At 59.0% G+C, this 25,138-nt stretch carries 24 protein-coding genes; 16 read left to right on the top strand and 8 right to left on the bottom strand.

Annotated elements, in window-relative coordinates; genetic code table 11:
- Positions 1 to 2: 2 nt before the first annotated feature.
- The gene (mvaT, locus tag FZE95_RS02530; protein WP_150299223.1) at positions 3 to 380 is read right to left on the bottom strand and encodes a histone-like nucleoid-structuring protein MvaT; all 378 of its coding nucleotides are present in this window, start codon (positions 378 to 380) and stop codon (positions 3 to 5) included.
- Between the two features lie 209 nt (positions 381 to 589).
- Here mvaT and purU point away from each other — a divergent pair, with 209 nt between their 5' ends.
- The 7 genes from purU (at position 590) to FZE95_RS02495 (ending at position 9,689) form a co-directional block, all read left to right on the top strand.
- Positions 590 to 1,441 (top strand): formyltetrahydrofolate deformylase, encoded by an 852-nt coding sequence (gene purU / locus FZE95_RS02525; RefSeq protein ID WP_150299222.1) that lies wholly within the window; start codon positions 590 to 592, stop codon positions 1,439 to 1,441.
- Positions 1,442 to 1,473: 32 nt separating this feature from the next.
- Complete coding sequence (locus FZE95_RS02520) at positions 1,474 to 1,899, top strand: CBS domain-containing protein (RefSeq protein ID WP_317845768.1); 426 nt, start codon at positions 1,474 to 1,476, stop codon at positions 1,897 to 1,899.
- Positions 1,896 to 2,096, top strand: coding sequence for a hypothetical protein (locus FZE95_RS02515; protein ID WP_150299221.1), 201 nt, complete (start codon positions 1,896 to 1,898; stop codon positions 2,094 to 2,096). Before FZE95_RS02520 ends, FZE95_RS02515 begins: the two co-directional genes overlap by 4 nt.
- Positions 2,097 to 2,316: 220 nt before the next feature.
- On the top strand, positions 2,317 to 3,942 hold the full coding sequence (locus FZE95_RS02510) for a methyl-accepting chemotaxis protein (protein ID WP_150299220.1): 1,626 nt from the start codon (positions 2,317 to 2,319) through the stop codon (positions 3,940 to 3,942).
- Between the two features lie 140 nt (positions 3,943 to 4,082).
- Positions 4,083 to 5,165: an efflux RND transporter periplasmic adaptor subunit gene (locus FZE95_RS02505; protein WP_150299219.1), complete on the top strand. Its 1,083-nt coding sequence runs from the start codon at positions 4,083 to 4,085 to the stop codon at positions 5,163 to 5,165.
- A 4-nt stretch (positions 5,166 to 5,169) separates the two neighbouring features.
- Positions 5,170 to 8,241 carry an efflux RND transporter permease subunit gene (locus tag FZE95_RS02500; protein WP_150299218.1) on the top strand — a complete coding sequence of 1,024 codons (3,072 nt, stop codon included), beginning with the start codon at positions 5,170 to 5,172 and terminating at the stop codon, positions 8,239 to 8,241.
- A complete protein-coding gene (locus FZE95_RS02495) occupies positions 8,238 to 9,689 on the top strand; it encodes an efflux transporter outer membrane subunit (protein WP_150299217.1) in 1,452 nt (483 codons plus the stop codon). Before FZE95_RS02500 ends, FZE95_RS02495 begins: the two co-directional genes overlap by 4 nt.
- 61 nt (positions 9,690 to 9,750) lie before the next feature.
- Here FZE95_RS02495 and ahpF read toward each other — a convergent pair whose 3' ends face one another.
- Positions 9,751 to 11,346: an alkyl hydroperoxide reductase subunit F gene (ahpF, locus tag FZE95_RS02490; protein ID WP_150299216.1), complete on the bottom strand. Its 1,596-nt coding sequence runs from the start codon at positions 11,344 to 11,346 to the stop codon at positions 9,751 to 9,753.
- Between the two features lie 100 nt (positions 11,347 to 11,446).
- Positions 11,447 to 12,010, bottom strand: a complete 564-nt coding sequence (ahpC, locus tag FZE95_RS02485; RefSeq protein WP_150299215.1) for an alkyl hydroperoxide reductase subunit C — start codon at positions 12,008 to 12,010, stop codon at positions 11,447 to 11,449.
- Between the two features lie 349 nt (positions 12,011 to 12,359).
- Here ahpC and moaC point away from each other — a divergent pair, with 349 nt between their 5' ends.
- The 4 genes from moaC to moaA all read left to right on the top strand — a co-directional run bounded on the left by moaC (position 12,360) and on the right by moaA (position 14,639).
- On the top strand, positions 12,360 to 12,830 hold the full coding sequence (moaC, locus tag FZE95_RS02480; RefSeq protein ID WP_150299214.1) for a cyclic pyranopterin monophosphate synthase MoaC: 471 nt from the start codon (positions 12,360 to 12,362) through the stop codon (positions 12,828 to 12,830).
- A 2-nt stretch (positions 12,831 to 12,832) separates the two neighbouring features.
- The gene (moaD, locus tag FZE95_RS02475; protein WP_150299213.1) at positions 12,833 to 13,081 is read left to right on the top strand and encodes a molybdopterin converting factor subunit 1; all 249 of its coding nucleotides are present in this window, start codon (positions 12,833 to 12,835) and stop codon (positions 13,079 to 13,081) included.
- Between the two features lies 1 nt (position 13,082).
- The gene (gene moaE / locus FZE95_RS02470) at positions 13,083 to 13,541 is read left to right on the top strand and encodes a molybdopterin synthase catalytic subunit MoaE (RefSeq protein ID WP_150299212.1); all 459 of its coding nucleotides are present in this window, start codon (positions 13,083 to 13,085) and stop codon (positions 13,539 to 13,541) included.
- 105 nt (positions 13,542 to 13,646) lie between these two features.
- The gene (moaA, locus tag FZE95_RS02465) at positions 13,647 to 14,639 is read left to right on the top strand and encodes a GTP 3',8-cyclase MoaA (RefSeq protein ID WP_223824932.1); all 993 of its coding nucleotides are present in this window, start codon (positions 13,647 to 13,649) and stop codon (positions 14,637 to 14,639) included.
- Between the two features lie 106 nt (positions 14,640 to 14,745).
- On the opposite strand, the gene FZE95_RS02460 is transcribed toward moaA, so the two are convergent.
- The 4 genes from FZE95_RS02460 to modA form a co-directional block, all read right to left on the bottom strand.
- Positions 14,746 to 15,615: a poly(ethylene terephthalate) hydrolase family protein gene (locus tag FZE95_RS02460; protein WP_150299211.1), complete on the bottom strand. Its 870-nt coding sequence runs from the start codon at positions 15,613 to 15,615 to the stop codon at positions 14,746 to 14,748.
- A gap of 376 nt (positions 15,616 to 15,991) precedes the next feature.
- Positions 15,992 to 17,056 carry a molybdenum ABC transporter ATP-binding protein gene (gene modC / locus FZE95_RS02455; protein WP_150299210.1) on the bottom strand — a complete coding sequence of 355 codons (1,065 nt, stop codon included), beginning with the start codon at positions 17,054 to 17,056 and terminating at the stop codon, positions 15,992 to 15,994.
- Entirely contained in the window at positions 17,053 to 17,739 is a 687-nt protein-coding gene (modB, locus tag FZE95_RS02450) for a molybdate ABC transporter permease subunit (protein ID WP_218573704.1), read from the bottom strand. The genes modC and modB overlap by 4 nt, the downstream gene beginning before the upstream one ends.
- 50 nt (positions 17,740 to 17,789) lie before the next feature.
- Positions 17,790 to 18,581, bottom strand: coding sequence for a molybdate ABC transporter substrate-binding protein (gene modA / locus FZE95_RS02445; protein WP_150299208.1), 792 nt, complete (start codon positions 18,579 to 18,581; stop codon positions 17,790 to 17,792).
- 247 nt (positions 18,582 to 18,828) lie between these two features.
- Between modA and FZE95_RS02440 the strand changes: the two genes are divergently transcribed.
- Together FZE95_RS02440 and hemN are read left to right on the top strand one after the other, a co-directional pair.
- The gene (locus tag FZE95_RS02440) at positions 18,829 to 19,263 is read left to right on the top strand and encodes a hypothetical protein (RefSeq protein WP_150299352.1); all 435 of its coding nucleotides are present in this window, start codon (positions 18,829 to 18,831) and stop codon (positions 19,261 to 19,263) included.
- Between the two features lie 103 nt (positions 19,264 to 19,366).
- Entirely contained in the window at positions 19,367 to 20,749 is a 1,383-nt protein-coding gene (gene hemN, locus FZE95_RS02435; RefSeq protein WP_150299207.1) for an oxygen-independent coproporphyrinogen III oxidase, read from the top strand.
- Positions 20,750 to 20,791: 42 nt separating this feature from the next.
- On the opposite strand, the gene FZE95_RS02430 is transcribed toward hemN, so the two are convergent.
- The gene (locus FZE95_RS02430; RefSeq protein ID WP_150299206.1) at positions 20,792 to 21,568 is read right to left on the bottom strand and encodes an enoyl-CoA hydratase; all 777 of its coding nucleotides are present in this window, start codon (positions 21,566 to 21,568) and stop codon (positions 20,792 to 20,794) included.
- Between the two features lie 204 nt (positions 21,569 to 21,772).
- Between FZE95_RS02430 and FZE95_RS02425 the strand changes: the two genes are divergently transcribed.
- Genes FZE95_RS02425 through FZE95_RS02415 form a run of 3 tightly spaced genes read left to right on the top strand, consistent with a single transcriptional unit; the run spans position 21,773 to position 25,034 of the window.
- Positions 21,773 to 23,437, top strand: coding sequence for an AMP-binding protein (locus FZE95_RS02425; RefSeq protein ID WP_150299205.1), 1,665 nt, complete (start codon positions 21,773 to 21,775; stop codon positions 23,435 to 23,437).
- 31 nt (positions 23,438 to 23,468) lie between these two features.
- A complete protein-coding gene (locus FZE95_RS02420) occupies positions 23,469 to 24,236 on the top strand; it encodes an SDR family NAD(P)-dependent oxidoreductase (RefSeq protein ID WP_150299204.1) in 768 nt (255 codons plus the stop codon).
- A 15-nt stretch (positions 24,237 to 24,251) separates the two neighbouring features.
- Entirely contained in the window at positions 24,252 to 25,034 is a 783-nt protein-coding gene (locus FZE95_RS02415; RefSeq protein ID WP_150299203.1) for an enoyl-CoA hydratase-related protein, read from the top strand.
- The last annotated feature ends 104 nt before the right edge of the window (positions 25,035 to 25,138 follow it).

The raw sequence follows: 25,138 nt of genomic DNA, 5'->3' as shown, positions 1-25,138 counted from the left end.
TATTAGCCGAGGATAGTCATCCAGGATTCAACAGTGTCTGAGCCGTACTGTTCTTTCCAGGCTTTCAACGTCTTGTGATTGCCGCCCTTTGTCTCGATGGTTTCACCGTTGTGCGGGTTTTTGTACTGCTTAACTTTGCGAGCGCGCTTGACGGGCGCCGAGGACCTTGCGTTTTTGGTTTGAGCTGAGCCCTTGTTATCAGGATCGAGAAGGGCGACTACTTGCTTGGGCGTCTTGCCGTGCTGATCCATCAATGCACGAAGTTTTTCTTCGAATTCGAGTTCTTTCTTCAGTTTGTCGTCGTTGGACAGTGACTGCAGGCGCTCGGAAAGTTCACGGATGGTCTCTTCGAGCTGGCGATATTCTTGAAGCATGGACATAAGTTGTACCTTATAACGGTAGAAGATGTATTCGACCCCGAAATAGTAAGTTAAGAACTCTGGCCATACAACAACTTGATGATCGCAATATGTAAATAATCACGTTTCTTTTTGCCGTCTGTCTCTGATCCGGCTGCAATCGGAGAACGCAGCGGGTAGAATGCCCCACTTTAGCCGCTGCTTCTGCCAGCAGTATTGGAGATCAATGAATGCGTACTTTTCGTCTGGTTATAGCCTGTCCTGATCGTGTGGGTATAGTCGCCAAAGTCAGTAATGTCCTGGCGACTTATAATGGCTGGATAACAGAAGCCAACCACCATTCGGATAATCTCTCCAATTGGTTCTTCATGCGTCACGAAATACGGGCCGATTCGCTACCTTTTGATGTCGATGGCCTGCGTACCGTGTTTGCGCCAATTGCTGCCGAGTATTCAATGGACTGGCGGGTGAGTGACTCTGCGCAGCGCAAAAAGGTCGTGCTGATGGCGAGCAGGCAATCGCACTGCCTGTTCGATCTGTTGCACCGCTGGCACAGTGGCGAACTCGATTGCGATATAACCAGCGTTATTTCCAATCACGATGATCTGCGCAGTATGGTCGAATGGCATGGCATACCCTTTCATCATGTTCCGGTAAAACCGGATCATAAAGCCGAAGCGTTTGCCGAAGTGACGCGTTTGATCGACGAGCAGCAGGCTGATTGTATTGTGTTGGCGCGCTACATGCAGATATTGCCGCCTGAGCTATGTAGCCGGTACGCCAACAAGGTCATCAACATACACCACAGTTTTCTGCCTTCATTTGTCGGTGCCCGGCCCTATCACCAGGCTGCCCAGCGGGGCGTCAAGCTGATCGGGGCGACATGTCATTATGTTACCGAGGAGCTCGATGCGGGTCCGATCATCGAGCAGGATGTGGTGCGAATCAGTCATCGCTTGAATGCCGAAGACATGGTTCGTCTCGGGAAAGACGTCGAAAAGATGGTACTTTCGCGAGGTTTGCGCTATCACTTGGAGGACCGGGTTCTGGTCCATGATAATAAGACCGTCGTTTTCAACTAAGGTGTGTCTTTGTATGGTCCAGCCCACCGTCAGTGAAGGAAGATGCCGTGCTCAAAATAGTCAAAGTCCGCGACTATATGTCCACCGACCTGATCTGTCTTTCGCCTCATACAGATCTGGCCAAGGCAATCAATATATTGCTGTCGAACAGGATTTCAGGTGCACCGGTAGTTGATGGATCAAGGCGCCTGGTCGGTATGTTGTCGGAGGCGGATTGCCTGAAAGGAATTTTCACCGGCAGTTATTTTGAAGAAGAGAGCGGGACTGTGGAATCGGTGATGTCGCAGGCCGACACCATCGACGCCGACGAAGACATCGTCAAGGCTGCCGAATACTTCATCAGGCAGGGCAGGCGTCGGCTACCGGTATTGGAAGATGGCGTTCTGGTAGGGCAGATCAGCCGGCGCGATATTTTGCGGGCAGTCCAGCACTTCAATGACCACGGCTCGCCAAAATGAGCGAACCTGTAGCGCAGCATGACAACGAGGACGATCCTGGCCCCCTTGCGCGCGGCGCAGCGTCCTTGCCGCCCGTGATCGGGGAAGGCTGTCTGGCGCGTTTCGATCCGGAGAGTCTGAACGAGGAGTCAGGAACTGACTTCTCCGCAGCCGTTTCATTGCGCTGCGAACCAATCGAGCCGCTGGATCCTGTCTGACCCGATAACCGGGCGTTATTGGCAAAAGCTCAGCAGGCAGGGTCTCCCTTGCCTGGTTAGCCGGTCGTATCTCCTTTCTTGACGCCAACCGTTCGTCAGTGAACGCCAAATGTTTCCTCCTCGTTGCCGATAGCCCAAGTATCTGGCACCACCCATAGTGCGCAGTCCCGCCTTCTGCCAAAGCGCAGTTGAATTGTTCACTACTCAGGCGTACCCATACATGAATTTGAGAAACTTGCCCATCGCTGCCAGGCTCGCCGGCGCGTTTGGGGCCATTGCGGTGATTGTCCTGCTGCTCGGATTGCTCGGCATGAAAAGCATGGACGATATGCGTAAAGAGGCATCGGAGGTGGAGCATGTCTGGATGCCGGGTCTGCAGCAGCTCGGCGCTTTCAGCCAGGATTTTCTGCGCTTCCGGGTATTTACTCTGCGGATACTGCTGGCTGAGGACCGGGCGGAGCTTCAGCAGCTGCACAGCGAGATGGATCAGCTTGGAACGAGCCTCAGGGAGTCTGAGCAGGCCTATGCAGCGTTGATCACCGAGCCAGCGTTACAGCAGGCATTCGACGATTATCTGGCGCAGCGCCGAGTCTACATGCGCCAGCACGAACAGACGATGAAACTCATAGCGCAGGGGCAGAAAGATCAGGCAATCCAAATGGTTCGCGACAGCCTCAACGATCTGGCTAGCTTGGCAACGAAGGAGCTGATTGATCTGGAGCAACTGCTTCTCCAGGGTGCAGGGAAGGCGGCCGAGGCATCCCTGGAAACCTACGAACAAAGCTTCCGTCAGGTCATGATCTTCATAGCCGCTGCTGCTGCGTTGACCCTGTTGCTGGCATGGTTGACCGCGCGCAGTATCGTCTCGCCTATTCGTCAGGCGGTGCAAATCAGCGAAGTCATCGCCACCGGTAACCTGACCCATAATTTCAAGGTTGAAGGCAAGGACGAGCCGGCACGATTGCTGATGGCACTATCTGCGATGCAGTCGCAGCTGCGCGATACCATCCGGGGTATTGCCAACTCGTCGACCCAGTTGGCTTCTGCGGCTGAAGAGCTGAATGCCGTAACCGAGGACTCCACTCGCGGTCTGCAGCGGCAAAACGATGAGATCCAGCAGGCAGCTACCGCTGTCAATGAGATGAGCGCCGCCGTGGATGAGGTCGCAGGTAATGCTGTTTCGACTTCGGAGCAGTCCCAGGCAACCGCGACCGTCGCCTCGGAAGGGCAGCAGCAGGTGATATACACTGTCACCAGCATCGACAAACTCTCCGGTTCCATTCGGACCACCTCCAAGGAAGTGCAGGAGCTGGCCGAAAAGGCGCAGAACATCAGCCGTGTGCTGGAGGTGATTCGCGCCGTGGCGGAACAGACCAACCTTCTGGCGTTGAATGCTGCCATCGAGGCCGCGCGCGCAGGTGAACATGGGCGTGGGTTTGCCGTGGTGGCTGATGAGGTGCGGGCTCTGGCGCACCGCACGCAACAGTCCACGGCGGAGATCGAAGATATGATAGGCACTATTCAGCAGGGCACTGAACGTGCGGTTGAAGCGATGCAGATCAGCAATACCATGGCTACCAATACCTTGGGCCAGGCAGAATCAGCTGGCGAGGCGCTTAATCGAATCACCGCCGCCATCAACGAAATCAACGAGCGCAACCTGGTGATTGCCAGCGCAGCGGAGGAGCAGGCGCAAGTGGCGCGTGAGGTGGATCGTAACCTGGAGAATATCCGCGACCTTTCAACACAATCAGCCGCGGGTGCCGAACAGACCAGCTGTTCCAGTCGGGAGCTTTCCCGCCTGGCCGTGGAGCTGAATGATCTGGTAACGCGTTTTACCATCTAGCTTCGGGCTCGTTTCGTACCCAGCCGTTGCCTTCTTTGATCGCAACGGCTTTTTTTTTGAACTCGCGCAGCTATTTACCCCTCTATTGCACTCAGTACTCAAACGAGCGTTTTATTCACCGTAACTCGAGCGGAGCACGAATGCCCCCACCGACTGGATCATGTTTTTCCTGTCTGTTCTGGCTGACCCTGTCAGTACCTTTACTTGGAGCCGTTTCTGGCTGTGCGGGGGAAGAAGAGCCCGCTCCGGAGCCGCCGCGCATTGCACTGGTGGAGCGCCTGCAAGCGGCGGAGCCCTTGCCGGAAGCCCTGCGTTTTCCCGGTGTGGTGGAGAGCGTTACCACGACTCAGATCGCGTTTCAGGTGCCTGGCCGAATTGAACAGATACTGGTTGACGAGGGCGCCCGGGTAACCCGGGGTCAGCCGTTGGCGAAGCTGGATGCTACGGATTACGAGCTGCAATTGCGCGAGGCCGAAGCGCAACACCGGCAACTACAGGCGGACCTGACGCGCAAGCGCAGCCTGCTCGCCGAAGGTATTTTGTCCCCTGCGGCGATCGAGCCGCTGGAGGCCGAACTGATCTCGGCCCAGGTTGCACGTGACAGCGCGCTGCGAAATATCGCCCACAGCACACTCAACGCGCCCTTTGACGGTGTGGTCGCCGAACGCATGGCGGAGCCGGATATGGTCGTGAGTAATGGCACGCCGATCCTGCAGATTCAGGATAATCAGTATGTGGAGGTGGGTGTCGATCTGCCCGAGCGGGCGGCGCTCAGCCTTCCCCTGGGGCCTGATCTGCAGGCGCAGGGCCAGCTGGTGATCGCTGACGTGAGTCTGCCCCTGAAATACAAGGAACACAGCACCCAGCCACGCGAGGGGGCCCGTACCTACCGGCTGACCCTGCGCGGGGCGCCCCCCGAAGATTTCAACTTGCTGCCTGGCATGGCCATGCGCGTGGCCATAGAGTTACCGGCGCCCATTGCCGATGTCACTTCCAGCGGCTTCCGCATACCCTTGTCCGCCTTGCAGACGACGCCTGAAAACGAGCATTTCGTGTGGCTGGCGGTCGACGGCCAGACGGTGCGCAAAGATCTGACCTTGCAGCGTATCGATGGCAGTCATGCGCTGGTGGCCGGTGACTTCGAAGCGGGTAGCCAGATAATAGTCGCCGGGGGCAGCAAGCTGTTCGAAGGTCAGACGATCAAAGCGCAGCAGCGGGATTGAACTGATGGATTTTGCCCGTTACGCCATTTTCAAACCTGTGAATACCTGGTTGCTGCTACTGATTTTGCTGGTCGGTGGGACCATCGCTTTCTTCGAAATCGGTCGCCTGGAAGATCCTGAATTCACCATCAAGCAGGCCATCGTCAATGTGCAGTATCCCGGCGCCACGGCGCTGGAAGTCGAGCAGGAAGTCACCGAACCGCTGGAAAGCGCGATCCAGCAGATGACCCAGATAAAGGAAATTCGCTCGCGCTCGATGGCGAACCAGGCAGAGATTCGCGTCGATATTGAGGACCGCTTTACCGGTGATGCCCTGCAGCAGGTCTGGAACGAGTTGCGCAACAAGATCAACGATGCCCAGGGCGACCTGCCACCGGACGCCCAGCCGCCAGTGGTAAATGATGATTTCGGTGATGTGTATGGAATCTTCTATGCGCTGACCGGCGAAGGCATGACGCTGAAGGAGCTTCACGAGCTGGCCAAGGAGCTGCGGCGAAAGTTGGTTAGCGCAGAGGGTGTCGGCAAGGTCGAGATATCAGGCGTTCAGGAGGAACGGATACTGGTCGAGGTCGATCAGGCGCGTCTGGCTGCCCTGCGGCTGTCGCCGGAGGAGATCATGGCGGCCCTGAGCGATGCCGATGCGGTGGTCGACGCGGGTGGCGTGCACAGCGGCGAGCTGTTTGTGCGTATTCGCCCGACCGGCGCCTTCGATTCCGTCGAGACATTGCGCGCGATACCGGTCGGGCAGGGCACGCAGAGCCTGCCCCTGGGATCGGTCGCCGAGGTTCGCCGCGATTACCAGGATCGCCCCACACAGATCATTCGTCACAATGGGCAGCCTGCGCTGACGCTGGGCGTCAGCGGGGTTTCGGGGAGCAATATCGTCGAGGTAGGCGAATCCGTCGAAAGCGCACTAGCGGATGTGAGGCATTTGATGCCGCTGGGCGCCGAGCTTCATCCACTCTACGAGCAGCACCAGATAGTCAATGAGTCGGTCAATAGCTTCGCGCTGAACGTGTTCATGTCCGTTGCCATCGTCGTGGCGGTGTTGTGTATCGCGATGGGACTGCGCGCCGGGGCGATCATCGGCATTGTGTTGTTTTTGACAGTGCTGGGTACGCTGCTGCTGATGTGGCTGGCGGGTATCGAGCTGGAGCGGATCTCCCTGGGCGCGCTGATCATCGCCATGGGTATGCTGGTCGACAACGCCGTGGTGGTCTGTGACGGAATGCTGATCCAGCAGCGCCGTGGCTTGAGCATTCTCGAAGCGGCGCAGAAAACGCTGCGGCAAACTCAGTGGTCGCTGCTCGGGGCCACCATTATCGGAATTCTGGCCTTTGCCGGCATCGGTCTGTCGCAGGACGTGACCGGTGAGTTTCTGTTCTCGCTGTTCTTTGTCATCGCCGTGTCGTTGCTGTTGAGCTGGCTGCTGGCATTGCTGGCGGTACCGCTGTTTGGTCATTATCTGCTTGAGAGCAAGGCGGCCCGGGCGGGCAAGGACGAGCAGCAGGGCGAACAGAACACTGACGAACCCTATTCGGGCCCGGTCTATGAGCGCTTTCGCAAGATTGTTGGCCGCGTGCTGTTGCACCCCTGGATCACCGTAAGCGTGCTGGTAGTGCTCACGGTGGCCAGTGTGCTGGGCTTCAGCCGGGTGGAGCAGAGTTTCTTTCCGGCATCCAGTACACCGTTATTCTACGTCAATATCTTCCTGCCGCAGGGCACGCATATTCAGGATACCAGCCGCCACGCTGAGGATGTTTCCGGTTATCTTGCGCAGCGTGACGGGGTTACGGACGTGTCGACCTATGTCGGCGCTGGCGCCTCGCGCTTCATGCTGACCTACATGCCAGAGCAGCCCAATCCGTCATTCATGCATTTTCTGGTGCGCACCGAAGATGCGGAGCTGATCGATGGCCTGGTTCGGGAGATAAACCAGGAATTGCCGACCCGCTATCCGGATGCTGACGTGCATGCGGCGCGCTTTCTGTTTGGCCCCAATGCCGAGGCCAAGCTCGAGGCGCGCATCAGCGGCCCGGACATCAGCGTGTTGCGAGCATTGTCTGCCGAGGGGCAACGGCGCCTGCAGCAAGAGGGACATGTATTCAATATTCGGGATGACTGGCGCGCGCCAGTGGTGGTGTTGCAGCCGCAACTGGCGCTGGATCGCCTGGCCGATGCGGGGCTCACTCAGCAGGCCGTTGCGCGGTCCCTGGCCGCTGCCAGTGAAGGTGCTCAGGTCGGTGTTTTCCGCGAAAGGGATGAGCTGATTCCGATCCTGCTGCGTGCTACCGAAGAGGACCAGGTCAGTGCTGACGACCTGTTGCAGCGCTTGATCTGGAGTCCGGCGATCAACACCTACGTGCCGCTGGCGCAGGTTGCCGACGGCGTCACGGTGAACAGTCTGGATACCGTGATCCGCCGCTTCGACAGAGAGCGCACCATCGCCATACGTGCCGAGCCCCGCGATGGGGAAAACACCAACGCAGCCCATAGCCGCATCCGACCGCTCATCGAGTCCATGGAGCTGCCGCTGAATTATTCCATGGAGTGGGGCGGCGATTATGAACAGTCCTCCGATTCCCAGGAGGCCCTGGCCAGTACACTGGCCTTGCCCTACCTGGCAATGATGCTGGTAACGGTGGTGTTGTTCGCCAGGGTGCGTCAGCCGCTGATGATCTGGCTGGTGGTGCCGATGGCGATCTGTGGCGTGACCTTCGGCTTGCTGATTACTGGCCGACCCTTCGATTTCATGGCCTTGCTCGGGCTGCTCAGCTTGACCGGTATGCTGATCAAGAATGCTGTGGTGCTGGTCGATGAGATCGACCGCCAGGTGCGGCAAGAGATACCACGCCTCACGGCGATTATCGAGGCATCGGCTTCGCGTCTGCGCCCGGTCACCATGGCGGCGGGTACCACCGTCGCGGGCATGGTGCCGCTGCTGTTCGATCCCTTCTTCACCAACATGGCAGTGACCATCATGGGTGGGCTCGCCTTTGCGACCCTGCTTATCCTGTTGGCCGTGCCGTGTCTGTACTTGCTGTTCATGCGAGTCAGGCAGGAGGAGGTGCAATGACCGGCGCTCCGTTCAAGTGCTCCCTTGCCCTGTTCGCGGTAATGCTCGGCGGCTGTTCCAGCGTGCCGGAGCACCCCGCGCCGCAGGTGCCTGACAGCTGGTTCGGTACGTCCCAGGCGCAGCCGGCCGATGCCCAGACACTGGCGCTGTGGTGGCAGGCATTCGATGATCCGATGTTGACGGACCTGGTGCACCGGGCGATGCAGCAGAGCCATGACGTGCGCCTCGCCATGTTGCGCGTCAACGGCGCGCGCAGCCAATTGAGGTTGTCCCGGGCGGAGCTGTTCCCCAGTATTGATCTGCCTGGATCGGCCAGCCGTCAATGGGTTGGTAACGAACAGGAGTCGGACAGCCCGCTGGCGGAGTACGGCCTGGACGACACCATTCGCTTCGATATGTGGGAGCTGGCGGTGGAGGCCAGTTGGGAGGTTGATCTGTTCGGTGCCACCCGCGCCCGCACCGAGGGCGCGCGGCAGATGGTGCGTTCGGCGCAGGCCGAGGCCATCGCAGCGCGCATTGCCGTCGCATCGAACGCTGCGCAGGGTTATGTCCAGATCCGCGCACTGCAAGCGCAGCAAGGGCTGCTGCGTGAAGGTATAGAAGTGGCACAGGAACTTGAACGCATCGCTGGACTGCTGTTCGAGGCAGGGGAGGTCAACCGCCTGGACGTGGAAAGCGCCGCCGCCGAACGTGCCGCCTTGCAGGCCGACCTGGGTGAGCTGGACATCAACCTGGCCGAAGCATTGCTGGCGCTGGATACGTTGCTGGCTGAGCCGCCCGGTTCCACCGGGCGTGAGCTGGATACCGTAGCCGTCACGGCCGTTCCGCTGGCCGGCGATGCCATTGCGCCGGGCCAGCCGGTGGACCTGTTACGCCGCCGGCCTGACATCGTGGCTGCCGCGGCGCAACTGGATAGCGCTGCGCTGCAGTCGCTGGCCGCCCGCCGTGATCTGTTTCCCACCCTGACGTTGCAGGCCGCGATGGGCCGTTCCGGTCTGGCGCTGAATAATGATTTTTCATCGGCGTCGAATTTTGCCCGCCTCGGCGCAATGTTCGGCCTGCCGCTGTTGGATTTTGGTCGCCGTGGCGCGGCTATTGACCTGGCGGACATCGAGGGCGAGACAGCCTATGTCGGCTTTGAACAGGCACTGACGCAAGCCCTGGAAGATGTAGAACGTAGTCTGGCGGCGATTGAGGGCCAAGAGCGCCGGCACGCCGCGCTGGAACGTGCCCGTGATCATTCTGAGCGTGCCTATCAGCTGGCACGCACCAGCTATCGCCTTGGTGAGGCCAATCTCTTTGAGGTGCTGGAGGCCCAGCGGGGCGCGCTGCAAGCCAGGCAACAGTATCTGCACGGGCGTACCGCACTGGCGACCGCGCAGGTTGCATTGTTTGTCGCGCTGGGTGGCGGCTGGGAGTCTGGAGAGGAGGACATAGCTCAGCACTGAGCATCAACCAAAAAAAACCGCGCCTGGAAGGGCGCGGCTTTTACTGCACGAGCTGTTTCTATCAGGCAGTTTCTGCCTCGGCATGGGCCTTGGCTGCCTGGACCGCAGCCGGAGCCGGGGTGCGGATCAGGTGGTCGAATGCACCCAGTGCGGCGGTGGAGCCTGCACCCATGGCGATGATGATCTGCTTGAAGGGGACAGTAGTGACGTCCCCTGCAGCAAACACACCCGGCATGGAGGTAGCGCCGCGGGCATCGATCTCGATCTCGCCGTGCTTGCTCAGCTTCAGGTCGCTGCCCTTGAGCCATTCAGTGTTCGGTACCAGACCGATCTGTACGAAGATGCCGGCTACATCGACCTGCTTGCTTTCGCCAGTGGCACGATCGGTATAGTTCAGGCCGACCACTTTCTTGTCGTCGCCACGTACTTGCGTGGTCTGGGCGTTCATGATGATGTCGACGTTGTTCATCGAGCGTGCCTTGCGCTGCAATACCTCGTCTGCACGCAGAGTGTCGCCGAATTCCAGCACGGTGACGTGCTCGACGATGCCCGCCAGATCGATGGCTGCCTCGATGCCAGAGTTACCGCCACCAATGACCGCGACGCGCTTGCCTTTGAACAGCGGGCCGTCACAGTGCGGGCAGTACGCTACGCCCTTGCCACGGTATTCCTGCTCGCCAGGTACGTTCATTTCTCTCCAGCGTGCACCCGTTGCCAGGATGACTGAACGGCTGGACAGTGTCGCGCCGCTTTCCAGGGTCAGCTCTACCAGCTCGCCACTGCTCAGTTTGGCAGCTTTCTGCTCGGTCATTACATCGACCTCATAGTCCTTGACGTGCTGCTCAAGGCTGGCAACCAGCTTGGGACCTTCGGTGTAGGGAACCGAAATAAAGTTCTCGATCCCGACGGTGTCCATCACCTGACCGCCGAAACGTTCTGCCACCAGACCGGTGCGGATGCCTTTACGTGCTGCATAAATGGCTGCAGCAGCACCAGCCGGGCCACCGCCGACGATCAATACGTCGTAGGGCGCTTTTTCATTCAGCTCGGCGGCCTTGCGATGCGCAGCGCCGCTATCAACCTTGTTGACGATTTCCGCGAGGGTCATGCGGCCCTGGCCAAAGTGTTGACCGTTCAGGTAGACCGAAGGAACAGCCATGACCTGACGTTCCTCGACTTCGTCCTGGAACAACGCGCCGTCGATCATCACGTGGGTGATGTTCGGGTTCAGCGTCGCCATCAGGTTCAGTGCCTGTACCACGTCAGGGCAGTTCTGGCATGACAGCGAGATGTAGGTCTCGAAGTGGAACTCGCCTTCAAGGTTGCGTACCTGCTCAAGCAGAGCAGGATCGGCCTTGGAGGGATGGCCGCCGGCCTGCAGCAGCGCGAGAACCAGCGAGGTGAATTCGTGGCCCATCGGGATGCCTGCGAAGCGTACGCGAGGCTCTTGTCCAGCCGGGGCAATGGCCATGCTCGGGGAACGCTTGTCGCTGACTTCAGCCATGCTGATCTTGCTGGAGAGCGCGGCGATTTCAGTCGCGAGCTCCTTCAATTCTTTAGCCTTGGGGCTGTCATTGACGGACACGCTGACTTCTATCGGGTTAACGATATTCTGCAGATACGTGTCCAATTGCTGCTTCAGATTCGCGTCCAACATATGCGTGTCCTTTGTCAAATTGGGGAATTCGGGGCGTAAAAAACCCGGCCCGCCAACCGGATGCGTGGTGCATCGCGGCGGGCCGGGTGCTTGGCAGTACTTAGATCTTACCTACCAGGTCCAGCGAAGGAGCCAGAGTAGCGCCGCCTTCTTCCCACTTGGCAGGGCAGACTTCGCCCGGGTGGGCAGCAACGTACTGGGCAGCCTTGACCTTGCGCAGCAGGTCAGCAGCGTTACGGCCGATGCCTTCTGCAGTGACTTCAACGGCCTGAATGATGCCTTCAGGATCGACGATGAAGGTACCGCGGTCAGCCAGACCCATGTCTTCGCGCATGTTGTCGAAGTTACGGGTGATGGTGCCGGTCGGGTCACCGATCATGGTGTACTGGATCTTGCCGATGGTTTCGGAGCTGTCGTGCCATGCCTTGTGAGTGAAGTGGGTGTCTGTCGAAACAGAGTAGATCTCAACGCCCATCTTCTGGAACTCGTCGTAATAGTCGGCAACGTCGCCCAGCTCGGTCGGGCAAACGAAGGTGAAGTCAGCGGGATAGAAGAAGAATACAGCCCACTTGCCCTTCAGGTTCTCTTCGGTTACTTCGATGAATTCGCCCTGCTTGAATGCCTGGGCCTTGAACGGTTTGATTTGCGTATTGATAACGGACATCGTGTAACTCCTTGATGAGTCGGGTTGGTTAGAAGACATGGCTAATCTTAGGGGCTAGTCCCGGTTGCTTGAAATTGATTTCGCCTAACCAGCGGATAGCTTTTGCCTATGTGAAACGCCATGTTGATAAACCGGCTAATGATGGCCGCTTTGCCGCCAGGAAATCAATCCCTTCCGGTAAAGCGCCCGCTGAGCCTGGTCGAAGCATAGGGCATATGGGTGTCAGATGCGTGACGCAGCCGGAGGTTCCTGCTCCGCCAGTTGCCACGCGATAATCCGGACAAGGAGGGTGTGTGCCCGGGCTCATTTGGTTAAAGTGATGACTCCCGTTTGCGCTAAAGGACAACAGATGCTTTCCCACCTTGATGCCCAAGGGCAGGCCAATATGGTTGACGTCACTGCCAAGAGTATTACCGCCCGGGAGGCGGTAGCCGAAAGTCTGGTTCGCATGCGTGCCGAAACGTTGCAGTTGATTCAGTCGGGGGGACACCCGAAGGGCGATGTCTTCGCCGTAGCGCGGATTGCCGGCATTCAGGCGGCAAAGCGTACCCACGAGCTTATCCCCTTGTGTCACCCCTTGTTATTGACGGGCATCAAGGTCGAGCTCATTGCCGAGGAGCCGGATGCAGTGCGTATCCGCGCCCGTTGCAAACTGGCCGGGCAAACCGGTGTGGAAATGGAAGCGCTGACCGCCGCCAGCATTGCGGCCCTGACTCTGTATGACATGTGCAAGGCGGTTGACCGTGGAATGGTCATCGAATCCACCCGCTTGCTGGAAAAGCTTGGTGGCAAGAGCGGGCACTATCAGGTTGGAGATTAATAGTGATCACCGTACAGTTTTTTGCGCGTTATCGAGAAACGCTGGGCACTGATCAGGAGCAGCTACCCTGGGACGACGGGTTGGATAGCCTTGAAGCACTGCGTACCCGATTGGTGGCGCGCGGGGAGGGCTGGAGTGTGCTGGCCGAGCGGCGGCTTATGTGCGCGCGTAATCAGGACATGTGCGACCTGCAGGAGCCGCTCCGTGATGGCGACGAGGTGGCGTTTTTTCCTCCCGTGACCGGAGGTTGATGTGACGATTCAGGTCCAGACCGGGACGTTCGACCCGGGCCAGATGCTCAACGCGCTTCACGGTCGGCACGCAGGCGTAGGTGCAAGTGTCGCTTTCGTTGGCTACGTGAGGGATTTCAATGACGGCGAGGAGGTGGCGGGTATGCTGCTCGAGCATTATCCCGGCATGACCGAAAAAGCGCTGCAGAAAATAGCCGACGAGGCCTCCCGTCGCTGGCCCCTGATTCGTCTGGATATTTTGCACCGCGTTGGCCGCCTTGAGCCCGGCGAGCCAATCGTGTTCGTCGGGGTTACCTCGGCGCACCGTGACGCGGCTTTCGAGGCAAGCCACTATGTCATCGACTACCTCAAGACCCGGGCCCCGTTCTGGAAGAAAGAGGACACCGGTGCAGGCCCGCGCTGGGTCGAAGCCCGCGACAGTGACAACGCGGCTCTGGACAAGTGGAGCGCAGCACAGTGAGGCTGTGGAACAAGCCCGAAGCCGGGGCATCCAAGAGTTATCCGATCACACTTAACGAGCCGGGCAGTCCGGGAGTGGCTGACTGCTTGAGCGGGGAATCAATCTATGGCTGATACACAGATGCAGGACGGGTTGGGCCGGCATATTGAATACCTACGGATGTCGGTCACTGATCGCTGCGATTTCCGCTGTGTGTACTGCATGGCCGAAGACATGACCTTCCTGCCCCGCCAGCAGATACTGACCCTCGAAGAACAGCTTCGACTGGCGCGTCTGTTTGTAAGTCAGGGCGTACGCAAGATTCGTCTTACTGGCGGTGAGCCGCTGGTGCGCAAGGGTGTGCTCTGGTTGTGTGAAGAGATCGCAGCGCTACCAGGGCTCAAAGAGCTGGTGATGACCACCAATGGCTCGCAGTTGGTCAGCATGGCCGAGCCGCTAGCCAGAGCCGGCGTCAAGCGGCTGAATATCAGCCTCGATAGCCTGGATGAAGAGAAGTTTCACGCCATCACCCGTACCGGCCATTTGCACCGGGTGCTGGACGGCATCGAGGCGGCGCGCGCAGCCGGTTTCGAGCGTCTGAAGCTGAACACGGTGGTGATGAAGGGCCGCAACGCCGACGAGGTTCCGGCTCTGGTGGAATACGCATTGGATCGCGGTATGGATATCACCTTCATCGAGGAGATGCCGCTGGGCGATGTGGGGCGGTCACGTGGCGAAGCCTTTTGCGCCAGTGATGAAGTTCGGGGAATGATCGAACAGCGTCACCGTTTGATTGACAGTGCGGAAACCAGCGGCGGACCGGCGCGTTATGCGCGAGTCGAAGGTTTCCCTGACAGTCGCATAGGTTTCATATCGCCGCATTCGAACAACTTCTGCGCCACCTGCAACCGCGTGCGCATGACCGCTGAAGGCCGGTTATTGCTATGTCTCGGGCATGAGGACTCGATTGATCTGCGGGCACTGGTGCGTCGTTACCCCGAAGCGGACGAACCGGTACTGCGAGCTGTCAGCAATGCCCTCAAACACAAGCCTGAGAAGCATGAGTTTGATGTGAATGAAGTCCAGTTGGTGCGTTTCATGAACGCGACGGGGGGCTAGAAATCCGGCGAGTACGGCAGTAGCGCAGGCACTGCATGTGACTTGATAGCGCGTTAACAGTGGGCCGGTCCCTCGGCCCGTTGTTGTATTACGCCATCCTCTTTGCTTACCAGTTCTTGTACTCGGTCTCGTAGCCTGGGCCACAGAATTCACAGCTTGGATCGACAAACATGCTGCGGCGCTCGGTCTCGCCGGCCAGGTGCCAGCGCAGCCAGGCCACAATCAGCGGCAAGCCGTCCCGCGCTGCACTGGTGTGGCTGGAATCGTCGATTACGGTGAACCACACAGGAACCCGGGTGGCCTGGTAATCTCTTTCACAGTTTGGCGTAGCAAGCGTGTCATCCTCACCACAGATATACGCCGCAGGCTTGCGCAGGTTGCTTGAACCACGGCCGTCGAACGAGCCACCCGCAACGTGAATGGTGGTTGTCAGACGTGGATCGTCACCGATGGCGAACGTGCCCACCGAACCGCGCGAGTGGCCACCGGCAGCAATCCGGCCAGTATCGAGCATTTCATAATAATCACTGCGTGAGCTTTCGTTCTGTTCGATCAACCAGTCCATCGCATCGGTCATCTCGTCGCCCGAACTGCTGGAGACCTCGGAATACACAACAAAACCGTGGGATGCGATACGGCGCAGGTGGTCCTCATAGCTGCTTGGCGTGGAGCCGGCTCCGGGTCCCCAGATGAAGATCGGATGCTGCACGCCGTTCTCGCCAAGCGTAGCCGGACGCGCTACCCAGCCCTGACGTGAAGGACCGGTATTCTTGTCGATGGTGACGCGATACGGGCCGTCAGTCTCTACGCTGGACACAGGCGGTAGCGGGGTGCCGGTCGATGGTGGTGGGTCAGTCGGATCCGTTGGATCAGTTGGTGGGTTGGTCGGCGGGTTGAAAGCAGCGGCATGCAAAGGCAACAAACCAATGCACAGGCCCATCATCAGGGCTCTCTTCATTGTGATTCGTACGGACATTGATGTCCTCCTTATTAGATAAAAGCAATCGGGATGGCCTCGCCTCCAAGGCTGCAGCGGTAGCCTGAACTGTGTCACCTGGCATCCGCGGGGTTCTCGGCGGCTCGAAGAACCAATATCACCAATGTTTCTGGCAGTAGCCTGAGAAGGTGACTTTGCAACTATAGGTGTATCAGAGTGGGATATTGGTGGATTTTGTATATTTGTGGAACGAGTCAATATATTGCTCGTTACTGAGGCAGATTGCGTCACAATAGGGCGTTTGCGAGTGAACTTGCGCGATCGCCAATGTCGCACGGCGCACGCCTGTACCGAGGTGCCGCGATCAAGTGATATGGCCCCCGGAAATAGGCGATCCAGCCGCCGCCGCAGCAGCTCAGTCCAGTAGCGAAACAGCCTTTATCAGTGCGTAGATCAGGGTTCCTGGCGTCAGCCCGAGCTCCTGACAGGACCAGCCGCTTATCTCGGACAGCAGCAGTTGCCCGTCAGGGAGACGACCTTCGACAACAACCCGGCCGTCACAGGGAGGGCGGATGGTCTGAATGCGCATAGGCAGGTGGTTGAGAATGCTAATGCGTGTTGGTGGGTCCAGCGCCAGGCTGACATCGCGGGCGCGAATGCGCAGTCTGGCAAGGGGCGCTGGGCCCCCGGTGGCAGGCAATCGCAGCGTTAGCGATCCGCTCTGGAAACACGCCAAACCGGTACTGTCGGTTGAACGGAGTTCACCATGCAGGACGGTAGCCGGGCCCTCGTCATTAAACAGGGGTGAGTCAGGCCGGGCGAGCGCCTGTTCGAGGGTTTCGACGGCGTCGATCTTTCCGTCCCGCATGAACGCCACATGATCGGCCAGGCGCTCGATCTCACCGGCCGCATGGCTTACATACACAACCGGTACATCGAAGTTGCCCGCCAATTGCTCGATATAAGGCAGGATGTCACGTTTGCTGGGCGCGTCGAGTGCGGATAAGGGCTCGTCCAGCAGCAGTAGTTGCGGACTGCTCAGCAAGGCCCGTCCAAGCGCAATGCGCTGGCGCTCGCCGCCGGACAACTGGTCTATGTTGCGCTGCAGTAGCGGCTCCAGCCCCAGTTGCGCAATGGCTTTATCCGGTTCCAGCCGGCGCAGGTGTTGTGGCGTGCGCTGATAGCCGTAAAGCAGATTATCGCGTACGCCGAGATGCGGCAGTAATGACGCTTCCTGAAATACCAAGCCGATGCGCCGGCGCTCCAGCGGAACGAACTTCCGACCGCTTTGCCAGACGTCATCTCCAAAGCGAACCTGTGCATCGGCACTGCGCTCAATCCCGGCGATAATCCGCAGCAGGCTGGTCTTGCCGCAGCCTGAGCGACCGAATACAGCCGTTACCCCCTGGGTCGGCAGAGCCGTGTCTATGTCCAGGGCGAAACCTGGATGCTGCAATCGGGCACTCACCTTCAACGTCATGGTTGCACCACCGGGGAGCGCCGGCCATTCGCCAGATACACCACAAAAAGCACGGCAAAAGCGGCGCCAATCAGCAACAGGGATAGTCGGTGCGCGGCGGCGTAATTCATGGCTTCGGCGTGGGCGAAAATCGTCGTCGACAGCACGTGAGTTTCCCCCGGAATACTGCCGCCAATCATGAGGATGACGCCGAACTCACCCAGGGTGTGGGCAAATGTCAGTGTCGCGGCGATCACAAAACCGCTTCGAGCGAGCGGTAGCGTTATGCTGAAAAAGCGATCCATTGGACCTGCCCCCAGTGAGGCTGCCACCTCCAGAGGGCGCCGACCGGCCTGACGAAATGCCTGCTGCAATGGTTGAACAGTGAACGGCAGAGAATAGATAACCGAGCCGATCAGTATGCCGCTAAAGGTAAATGCCAGATGGTCGAAACCCAGTTGTTGCAGCGTGCCGCCAACCCATCCCTGCGGCCCAAGCGTCAATAGCAGGTAGAAGCCCAGCACCGTGGGAGGCAGCACCAGCGGTAAAGCCACCAGGGCCTGAACCACAGAACGTAGGCGGCTGTTCCCCGCCGCCAGCCATAACGCGATCGGCGTGCCAATACCCAGCAGGATCAGCGTAGTAAACAGGCAAAGCCGCAGGGTCACGCCTATGGCGGTCCAGTCTTCAGGGCTGAGTGTCAGCATGGTAGCCAGCGTGAGGAATATTCATCGACTCATGATAGCCGCTCGGCTTAGGGCGCGGGTAGATCAAGACTTTCAGGCGGAGCGGCAAAGCCGTATTTCTGCAGGATCAGCTGCGCTTCAGGGGCGAGGATGAACTGTGCCAGCCGATGCGCACTGCGGTTGTCGCGCGCGCGACGCGTCACCACCATCGCTTGTAGCAATAGGGAATGCAGGCTGTCGTCGATCAGCCGGTAATGCCCTTGACGCTGCATGTCCGGATGCAAGGCGAGGGAGAGGGCGATGATCGCTGCGTCCGCAGCGCCGGATTCTGCCATTTGCGCGGTACCGGAAATGTTCTCACCGTAAACCAGGGTCGGTTCCACCGTGGCCCACACTCCGCTTGCCAGCAGGGCTTCCTGGGCTCTCGCCCCATACGGGGCATGCGAGGGTCGTGCAATCGCCAAACGTTTGGGGCGTGTAACTGCCAGCTCCCCAAGGCCTGCTTCGGCCAGTTGGCGATCGCGGCTCCACAACACGATCCGGCCAATGGCATAGGGTTGCGGCGGCTCTGCAGTGAAGCCGTCCTGGTGCAATGCCACGGCATACTCGGCATCGGCTGACATGTACAGATCAAAAGGGGCGCCCTGGCGGATCTGGGTGGCGAAGCGACCCGAGGAGCCGTAAATCACCCGCACGTTTTCCTGCGGATGCTGCGCGTCCCATTCGTGGATGATCTCTTCCAGAGCGAAACGCAGGTCCGAAGCGGCTGCGAGGGTAAGGGGGCCTCCGGCGGTCACGACAAGTGGGCAGCTCAGGCTCCAGATCAGCGCAATGCAGGCAAGCAAGCGTGAGAGCCTCATTCAGCCTGCCCGAGCACAAGAAGGGCTGACAATAATTCTGCAAGGTAAACCAGCTTCAAACGCATCAGATTCCTTTTCCGGTAGCCCTTCTGGCAAGGCAGTGTACTGAAATAATGCCAGAGCCTGGGGGCCGGGACGAACCGGGCCCTGCGCGATGCCCCGGACCATTCCCCGGAACGCGCGATTGAACCTCAAATTCGATACCGGTTTGCGGTATCCTGACGCTTTGCCCGTTGACGGACCTGCCATGACCTACCTCGCGATCAAGACGTTGCATCTGCTCGCTGCCGCCACATTCATCGGTAGCCTGTTCTTCCAGATATTCGTTCTATGGCCCGCCAGTAGACAACTTCCTGCGCAAAGCCTCAGTGAACTGGACCAGTCTGTGCGTCGGCGGTTCATGCTGGTGATCCATCTGGTAGCACTGGTGCTGTACGGGGCAGGGTTCGGGCTGTTGACTAATTACTGGAAGCATTTGCAAACACCGTTCTCCAGCAATTTCTCGATGCTGCTCAGTCTGAAGCTGATTCTCGCCACCTCGATCATTGTGCATTACCTGGCGTTGGCAGCGACCCGCCGCCGTGCGCCGGTCGGCCCGGTGGGCATGCGCTGGATCAATATCAGCCTGCTGTTGCACGCCGCGCTGATAGTCGTATGTGCCAAGGCGATGTTCATGCTCTGACCAGCGGTACGGGGAAAGTTGGGCTGTGTTGATATGCGTCAACATGACGCCCCGAGCCAGCGTTTAACCTGCGCGACATCAGTATTCGTAGCCGGAGAACGCCATGTTCAACCCCATTCGCTGGGACGCGGAGCTCATTCGCCGTTATGACAAGGCAGGCCCGCGCTATACCTCATACCCCACAGCGCTGCAATTTCACCAAGACATGTCACCACTGGTGCTGGAGTATGCTCTGGCTGCGAGCAAGGCAGCCGGCCGGGACCTTTCTCTGTACCTGCACGTGCCGTTCTGTGCGAACAGCTGTTACTACTGCGCCTGCAACAAGGTCATCACCAAGGATCGCAGTCGTTCCCAGCCCTACTTGCGGGCGCTCTATCGTGAAATTGAATTGGTCAGCCAGTCTATCGGCCGGCATCAGATGGTCGAGCAGCTACATCTCGGCGGGGGAACGCCAACCTTTTTCAGCCATGCTGAAATGCGCGGACTGATGGCCAAGCTCCGCGCGCACTTTTCCCTGCATGAAGACGATATCGGCGACTACAGCATCGAAATCGATCCGCGTGAAGCGGACTGGTCGACTATCGGCATGCTGCGTGAGTTGGGTTTCAACCGGCTCAGCCTGGGCGTTCAGGATCTCGACCCGCAGGTACAGCGTGCCGTCAACAGGCTGCAAAGTATTGAGCAAACCCAGGCTGTGATGGATGCGGGGCGAACCCTGGCCTACCGGTCGATCAATATTGACTTGATCTACGGCTTGCCAAAACAGACCCCGGACAGCTTCGCCAGAACCCTCGAGACCATTATCGAACTCAGGCCGGATCGGTTGTCGGTTTTCAGTTACGCCCATCTGCCTGATCGTTTTGCTCCCCAGCGGCACATCAATGAAGCAGACCTGCCGTCAGCCGAAGCCCGGCTGGCGATGCTCGAGGGCTGCGTGCATCAGCTCACCAGCGCCGGCTATCGGTACATTGGCATGGATCACTTCGCCCTGCCGGATGACAGTCTCACCAACGCGCAGGAAACCGGGCTGCTGCAGCGAAACTTCCAGGGATATACCACCCACGGCCGTTGTGATCTGATTGGCATGGGCGCGTCGGCAATCAGCCAGATCGGTGACCTGTATAGCCAGAACGACAACGACGTCCGGGGCTATCAGGACAGCCTTGAAAACGGCCAGCTTGCTACGCATCGTGGGCTGGTCTGCAATGCAGATGACCGGCTGCGCCGCGCCGTGATTTCCCAGCTTATCTGCCATTTTGAACTCGAATTCGCCGATATCGAGCAGCGTTTCGAGATCGTGTTTCGTGAGTACTTCGCCGATTGCTGGCCGGTGCTTGAGCAGATGCACCGGGATCGACTGCTGAGTCTGGAGGAGGGCAGTCTGACCGTGATGCCTGCAGGAAGACTGCTGGTACGCTCGATCTGCATGGTCTTTGACGCTTATCAGGCGTCGGGTGAGACGACCAGATATTCGCGGGTTATTTAAGCCTCAGACACAACGATCGTTCCTGACGGCAAAGGTAAGTTATTACCGATGGCGCCAGCTCGGTTTCCGCTTTTCGACGAACGCCTGCATGCCTTCCTTCTGGTCTTCACTGGCGAAGCTGGCATGGATCAACCGGCGTTCGAACTGAATGCCTTCGGCCAGTGTGGTCTCGAAGGCCCGATTCACCGCCTCCTTGTTGAGCATGGCCGCCATCCCGGAACTGGCGCTGATTGCAGACGCGGCGCTTAACGCTTCCTCAAGTAGCTTGTCGGTCGGCACGATGCGGCTGACCAGTCCACTGCGCTCGGCTTCCTGGGCGTCCATGGTGCGCCCGGTCAGGCACATGTCCATGGCCTTTGCCTTGCCCACTGCCCGGGCCAGTCGCTGCGTCCCGCCGGCGCCCGGCAGTGTGCCGACCTTGACCTCAGGTTGTCCGAAACGGGCATTGTCGGCAGCGATAATGAAATCGCACATCATCGCCAGTTCACATCCTCCACCCAGTGCCAGCCCTGCAACGGCAGCGATGACCGGTTTGCGGCAATGGGCAGCCTGTTCCCAATTGGCGGTTACGAAGTTGCTCAGGTAGGCATCGGAAAACGACATGCTGCGGATTTCCGATATGTCCGCACCCGCGGCGAAGGCTTTTTCACTCCCGGTGATGACCATTGCGCGGATGTCCGCATTCTGCTCGAAGGCACGTAAAGCGTCTCCCAGCTCATCCATCAAGGCGTTATTCAGCGCGTTGTATACGGCGGGGCGATGCAGCCGAATCAGGCCGATCGCATCGTGGGTTTCCACCAGAATGTTGCTGTAACTCATCTGTTTTCCTTCTTGTTTGAGTGAACAGGCACGCCCTAACCGAGCGGTGACGGGCTTGACAGCTCAGAGTTTAGGCGCGAAAAAATATAAAGACAACATGTTGACATATAGCGCGACCAGTCTTAATGTTTTGAACAACAGGCAGCACGTATTGAGTGCCAGGACCTGCACATAAAAGAACCGCCACTCTCTCGGGAGATAGTGATGAAAATAACAACAGATGGCTTTACTGAACGTCGTGCCGGAATGATCCGTAGTGGTGCGTGGAATGACATGATCATTACTGACTATCTTGACGAAATCGTCGCCCAGACACCTGGCGCAGTGGCCGTGGTCGGCTATCGAGTCGCCAGCGATGAGCGCAGGGAGCTCACCTACGGTCAGCTTGATAGCATTGTCACCCGCATGGCCGCAGGCCTGGCGGCGCTCGGTGTAGGGAAGGGTGAAGTGGTGTCCTGTCAGTTGCCTAACTGGTGGGAAATGATTGCTTTGAACCTGGCCTGTGTGCGCATCGGTGCGGTGCTCAATCCTCTAATGCCGATTTTCCGCGAACGCGAGCTGCGCTTCATGCTGGCCCACGCCGAAACGCGCGTACTGGTCGTGCCGCAATCTTTCCGTAACTTTAACTATGCGGAAATGGCCGCCAATATTCGTGCCGACCTGCCAAACCTCAAACAGGTTCTGGTGATTGACGGCCAGGGTGAAGACAGTTTCGAGAAGGTGCTGCTGGAGCGCGCCTGGGAAGAGGAGGCCGACACCGCGGCGCTCTTCGCCGAGCGCAAGCCGTCGGCAGACGATGTCATCCAGCTTCTGTTTACCTCCGGCACTACCGGTGAGCCCAAGGGCGTTCTGCATACCTCCAATACCCTGTTCAGCAATGTGCGGCCCTATGCCGAGCGCCTGCATCTGAATGCTGATGATGTGGTCATGATGTCCTCGCCAATGGCGCACCAGACAGGCTTTCTGTATGGCGTGCTGATGCCTGTCTATTTGAAAGCGCGCGTGGTGCTGCAGGATATCTGGGATGCGAAAGCTTTTGGCCGCATCGCATCGGCCGAGAAGCCCACCTTTACCATGGCCTCCACGCCGTTCCTGGCCGACCTGATCGACACCGCTCCGACGGCTACCGGCAATCTCGATTCCCTGCGCATCTTCGTTTCCGCCGGAGCGCCCATTCCCGGCGCACTGGTCGAGCGTGCCGCTGGCGTGCTGCCTGCCAGGATCATTTCCGCCTGGGGCATGACCGAGAACGGTGCCGTGACTATGACCCGTCCGGAGGATGACGCCTCGCGTTGGAGCACTACCGATGGCGTGGCGTTGCCTTTCACGGAGGTCAAGATTGAAAACGACCAGCACGAGCAGATGGGCGCAGGGCAGGAAGGCAATCTCCTGGTCCGCGGCGCAAGCCTGTTTGTGGGTTACCTCAAGCGGCCAGAGCTGTACAGCGTGGACGACGAGGGTTGGTTCGCCACCGGGGATCTGGCGACCATCGATGCGGATGGATACATCCGTATCACCGGCCGCACCAAGGACGTGATCATCCGCGGTGGCGAGAACATTCCGGTGGTCGAGATCGAGAACCTGCTTTACAAGCACCCCGGCATTTCCGCGGTCGCCCTGGTGGGCTGTCCGGATTCGCGCCTTGGCGAGCGGATGTGCGCCTACGTGACCCTGCATAACGGATATACCGACCTCACGCTCGACGAAGTGGCTGCCTTCCTTTCCAAGCAGGGCGTATCACGCAATTACCTGCCGGAGTATCTGGAGGTGCTGCAGGAATTGCCCCGCACGCCATCGGGAAAAATCCAGAAATTCAAGCTGCGCGAGCTGGCGCAGAACGTTCAAATCGCACCGGCCAAACGGGCCTGAGCGCTCAATCCAAGCTGCAGAGAGGTTTGCTATGAAAGGTCTTAATGGGAAAACGGTCATCATCACCGGCGGCGGTGGCGGAATCGGTCGCGCAGTCTGTGCTCGCTTTGGCGAGGAAGGGTGCAATGTCGCAGTGCTTGATCGCGACCAGGCAGCGGCCCAGGCCACTGTAGATCTGATTATTGAGAACGGTGGCAAGGCCAAGGCCTACGCAGCGGATATCACCGATTACGCAGCGATCGAAACCACCGTCGCGGCAATCGAAGCGGACTTCGGCGTGCCGACAGTGCTGGTCAATAACGCTGGTTTTGATCGCTTCATGCCGTTCCTCAAGACCGAGCCGCAGATGTGGGAGCAGCTCATCGCCATCAACCTGACCGGTGCGCTGAATATGCACCACGTGGTGCTGCCGAAAATGCTCGAGGCGGGCGGCGGCAAGGTCGTCAATATTGCGTCCGACGCAGCGCGCGTCGGCTCCTCCGGTGAAGCAGTTTACGCCGCATGCAAGGCGGGTCTGGTGGGTCTGAGCAAGACCCTGGCGCGCGAGCTGGCCACCAAGAACGTCACCGTGAACGTGGTGTGCCCCGGCCCGACGGACACCGCGTTACTCAAGGGCGTCGCGGACACTGCGAACAACCCCGAGAAGCTGCTCGAAGCATTCAAGAACGCTGTGCCGATGCGTCGCCTCGGTCAGCCAGAAGACTTCCCCGGCATCATTGCTTTGCTGTCCAGCGACGATGCGAATTTCATTACAGGCCAGGTGATCAGTGTGTCCGGCGGCCTGACCATGGCCGGCTAACAGGAGAAAAACAACATGAACTACGAAGATATCCTCTACGAAGAAAAAGACGGCGTCGCGACCATCACGCTCAACCGCCCGGAGCGCTACAACGCTTTCCGCGGCCAGACCTGCATGGAGCTGCTGGATGCTTTCAATCGCGCTGGCTGGGACAAGAGCATCGGTGTCATCGTGCTCACCGGTGCCGGTGACAAGGCTTTCTGTACCGGTGGTGATCAGGGCGCGCACGACGGTCAGTACGACGGTCGTGGCATCATCGGTTTACCGGTGGAAGAGCTGCAGACACTGATCCGCCAGGTGCCCAAGCCGGTCATCGCCCGCGTTAACGGCTTCGCGATCGGCGGCGGCCATGTGCTGCACGTGGTATGCGATCTGACCATCGCCTCGGATAACGCCATCTTCGGTCAGGCGGGTCCCAAGGTCGGTTCGGTGGATCCGGGCTTCGGTACCGCCTATCTGTCCCGCGTGATTGGCGAAAAACGCGCCCGGGAGATCTGGTACCTGTGCCGCAAGTACACCGCGCAGCAGGCAATGGAATGGGGCCTGGTCAACGCGGTTGTGCCCCAGTCCGAGCTCGATGCCGAAGTGCAGAAGTGGTGCGACGAGATTCTCGAGAAGAGCCCAACAGCACTATCCATCGCCAAGCGCTCGTTCAATGCCGATAGCGAGAACATCGCCGGTATAGGTGCCCTGGGTATGCAGGCGCTGAGTCTGTACTACGACACTGACGAGTCGAAGGAAGGCGGCAAAGCGTTCCTCGAAAAGCGCAAGCCTGACTTCCGCAAATTCTATAAATAACAGCGTGATGCCGGTGGTTCGCCGCCGGCAAACATTAGAGTCTGTTGACCTTTCTCCGCGTTTCGCTGTGAAAGGTCAACAGAGTCTGGCAGCCGGGTTTGGAG

The sequence above is a fragment of the Pseudomonas profundi genome, from assembly GCF_008638305.1.
GTDB lineage: Bacteria > Pseudomonadota > Gammaproteobacteria > Pseudomonadales > Pseudomonadaceae > Halopseudomonas > Halopseudomonas profundi.
Note: the sequence above shows the minus strand (reverse complement) of the source record. Positions and strands in the feature narration are given on the sequence as shown.

Coding starts and splice junctions, on each gene's coding strand:
- mvaT (WP_150299223.1), bottom strand. CDS start 380: ATGTCCATGCTTCAAGAATATCGCCAGCTCGAAGAGACCATCCGTGAA.
- purU (WP_150299222.1), top strand. CDS start 590: ATGCGTACTTTTCGTCTGGTTATAGCCTGTCCTGATCGTGTGGGTATA.
- FZE95_RS02515 (WP_150299221.1), top strand. CDS start 1,896: ATGAGCGAACCTGTAGCGCAGCATGACAACGAGGACGATCCTGGCCCC.
- FZE95_RS02510 (WP_150299220.1), top strand. CDS start 2,317: ATGAATTTGAGAAACTTGCCCATCGCTGCCAGGCTCGCCGGCGCGTTT.
- FZE95_RS02505 (WP_150299219.1), top strand. CDS start 4,083: ATGCCCCCACCGACTGGATCATGTTTTTCCTGTCTGTTCTGGCTGACC.
- FZE95_RS02500 (WP_150299218.1), top strand. CDS start 5,170: ATGGATTTTGCCCGTTACGCCATTTTCAAACCTGTGAATACCTGGTTG.
- FZE95_RS02495 (WP_150299217.1), top strand. CDS start 8,238: ATGACCGGCGCTCCGTTCAAGTGCTCCCTTGCCCTGTTCGCGGTAATG.
- ahpF (WP_150299216.1), bottom strand. CDS start 11,346: ATGTTGGACGCGAATCTGAAGCAGCAATTGGACACGTATCTGCAGAAT.
- ahpC (WP_150299215.1), bottom strand. CDS start 12,010: ATGTCCGTTATCAATACGCAAATCAAACCGTTCAAGGCCCAGGCATTC.
- moaC (WP_150299214.1), top strand. CDS start 12,360: ATGCTTTCCCACCTTGATGCCCAAGGGCAGGCCAATATGGTTGACGTC.
- moaA (WP_223824932.1), top strand. CDS start 13,647: ATGGCTGATACACAGATGCAGGACGGGTTGGGCCGGCATATTGAATAC.
- FZE95_RS02460 (WP_150299211.1), bottom strand. CDS start 15,615: ATGTCCGTACGAATCACAATGAAGAGAGCCCTGATGATGGGCCTGTGC.
- modC (WP_150299210.1), bottom strand. CDS start 17,056: ATGACGTTGAAGGTGAGTGCCCGATTGCAGCATCCAGGTTTCGCCCTG.
- modA (WP_150299208.1), bottom strand. CDS start 18,581: ATGAGGCTCTCACGCTTGCTTGCCTGCATTGCGCTGATCTGGAGCCTG.
- FZE95_RS02440 (WP_150299352.1), top strand. CDS start 18,829: ATGACCTACCTCGCGATCAAGACGTTGCATCTGCTCGCTGCCGCCACA.
- hemN (WP_150299207.1), top strand. CDS start 19,367: ATGTTCAACCCCATTCGCTGGGACGCGGAGCTCATTCGCCGTTATGAC.
- FZE95_RS02430 (WP_150299206.1), bottom strand. CDS start 21,568: ATGAGTTACAGCAACATTCTGGTGGAAACCCACGATGCGATCGGCCTG.
- FZE95_RS02425 (WP_150299205.1), top strand. CDS start 21,773: ATGAAAATAACAACAGATGGCTTTACTGAACGTCGTGCCGGAATGATC.
- FZE95_RS02420 (WP_150299204.1), top strand. CDS start 23,469: ATGAAAGGTCTTAATGGGAAAACGGTCATCATCACCGGCGGCGGTGGC.
- FZE95_RS02415 (WP_150299203.1), top strand. CDS start 24,252: ATGAACTACGAAGATATCCTCTACGAAGAAAAAGACGGCGTCGCGACC.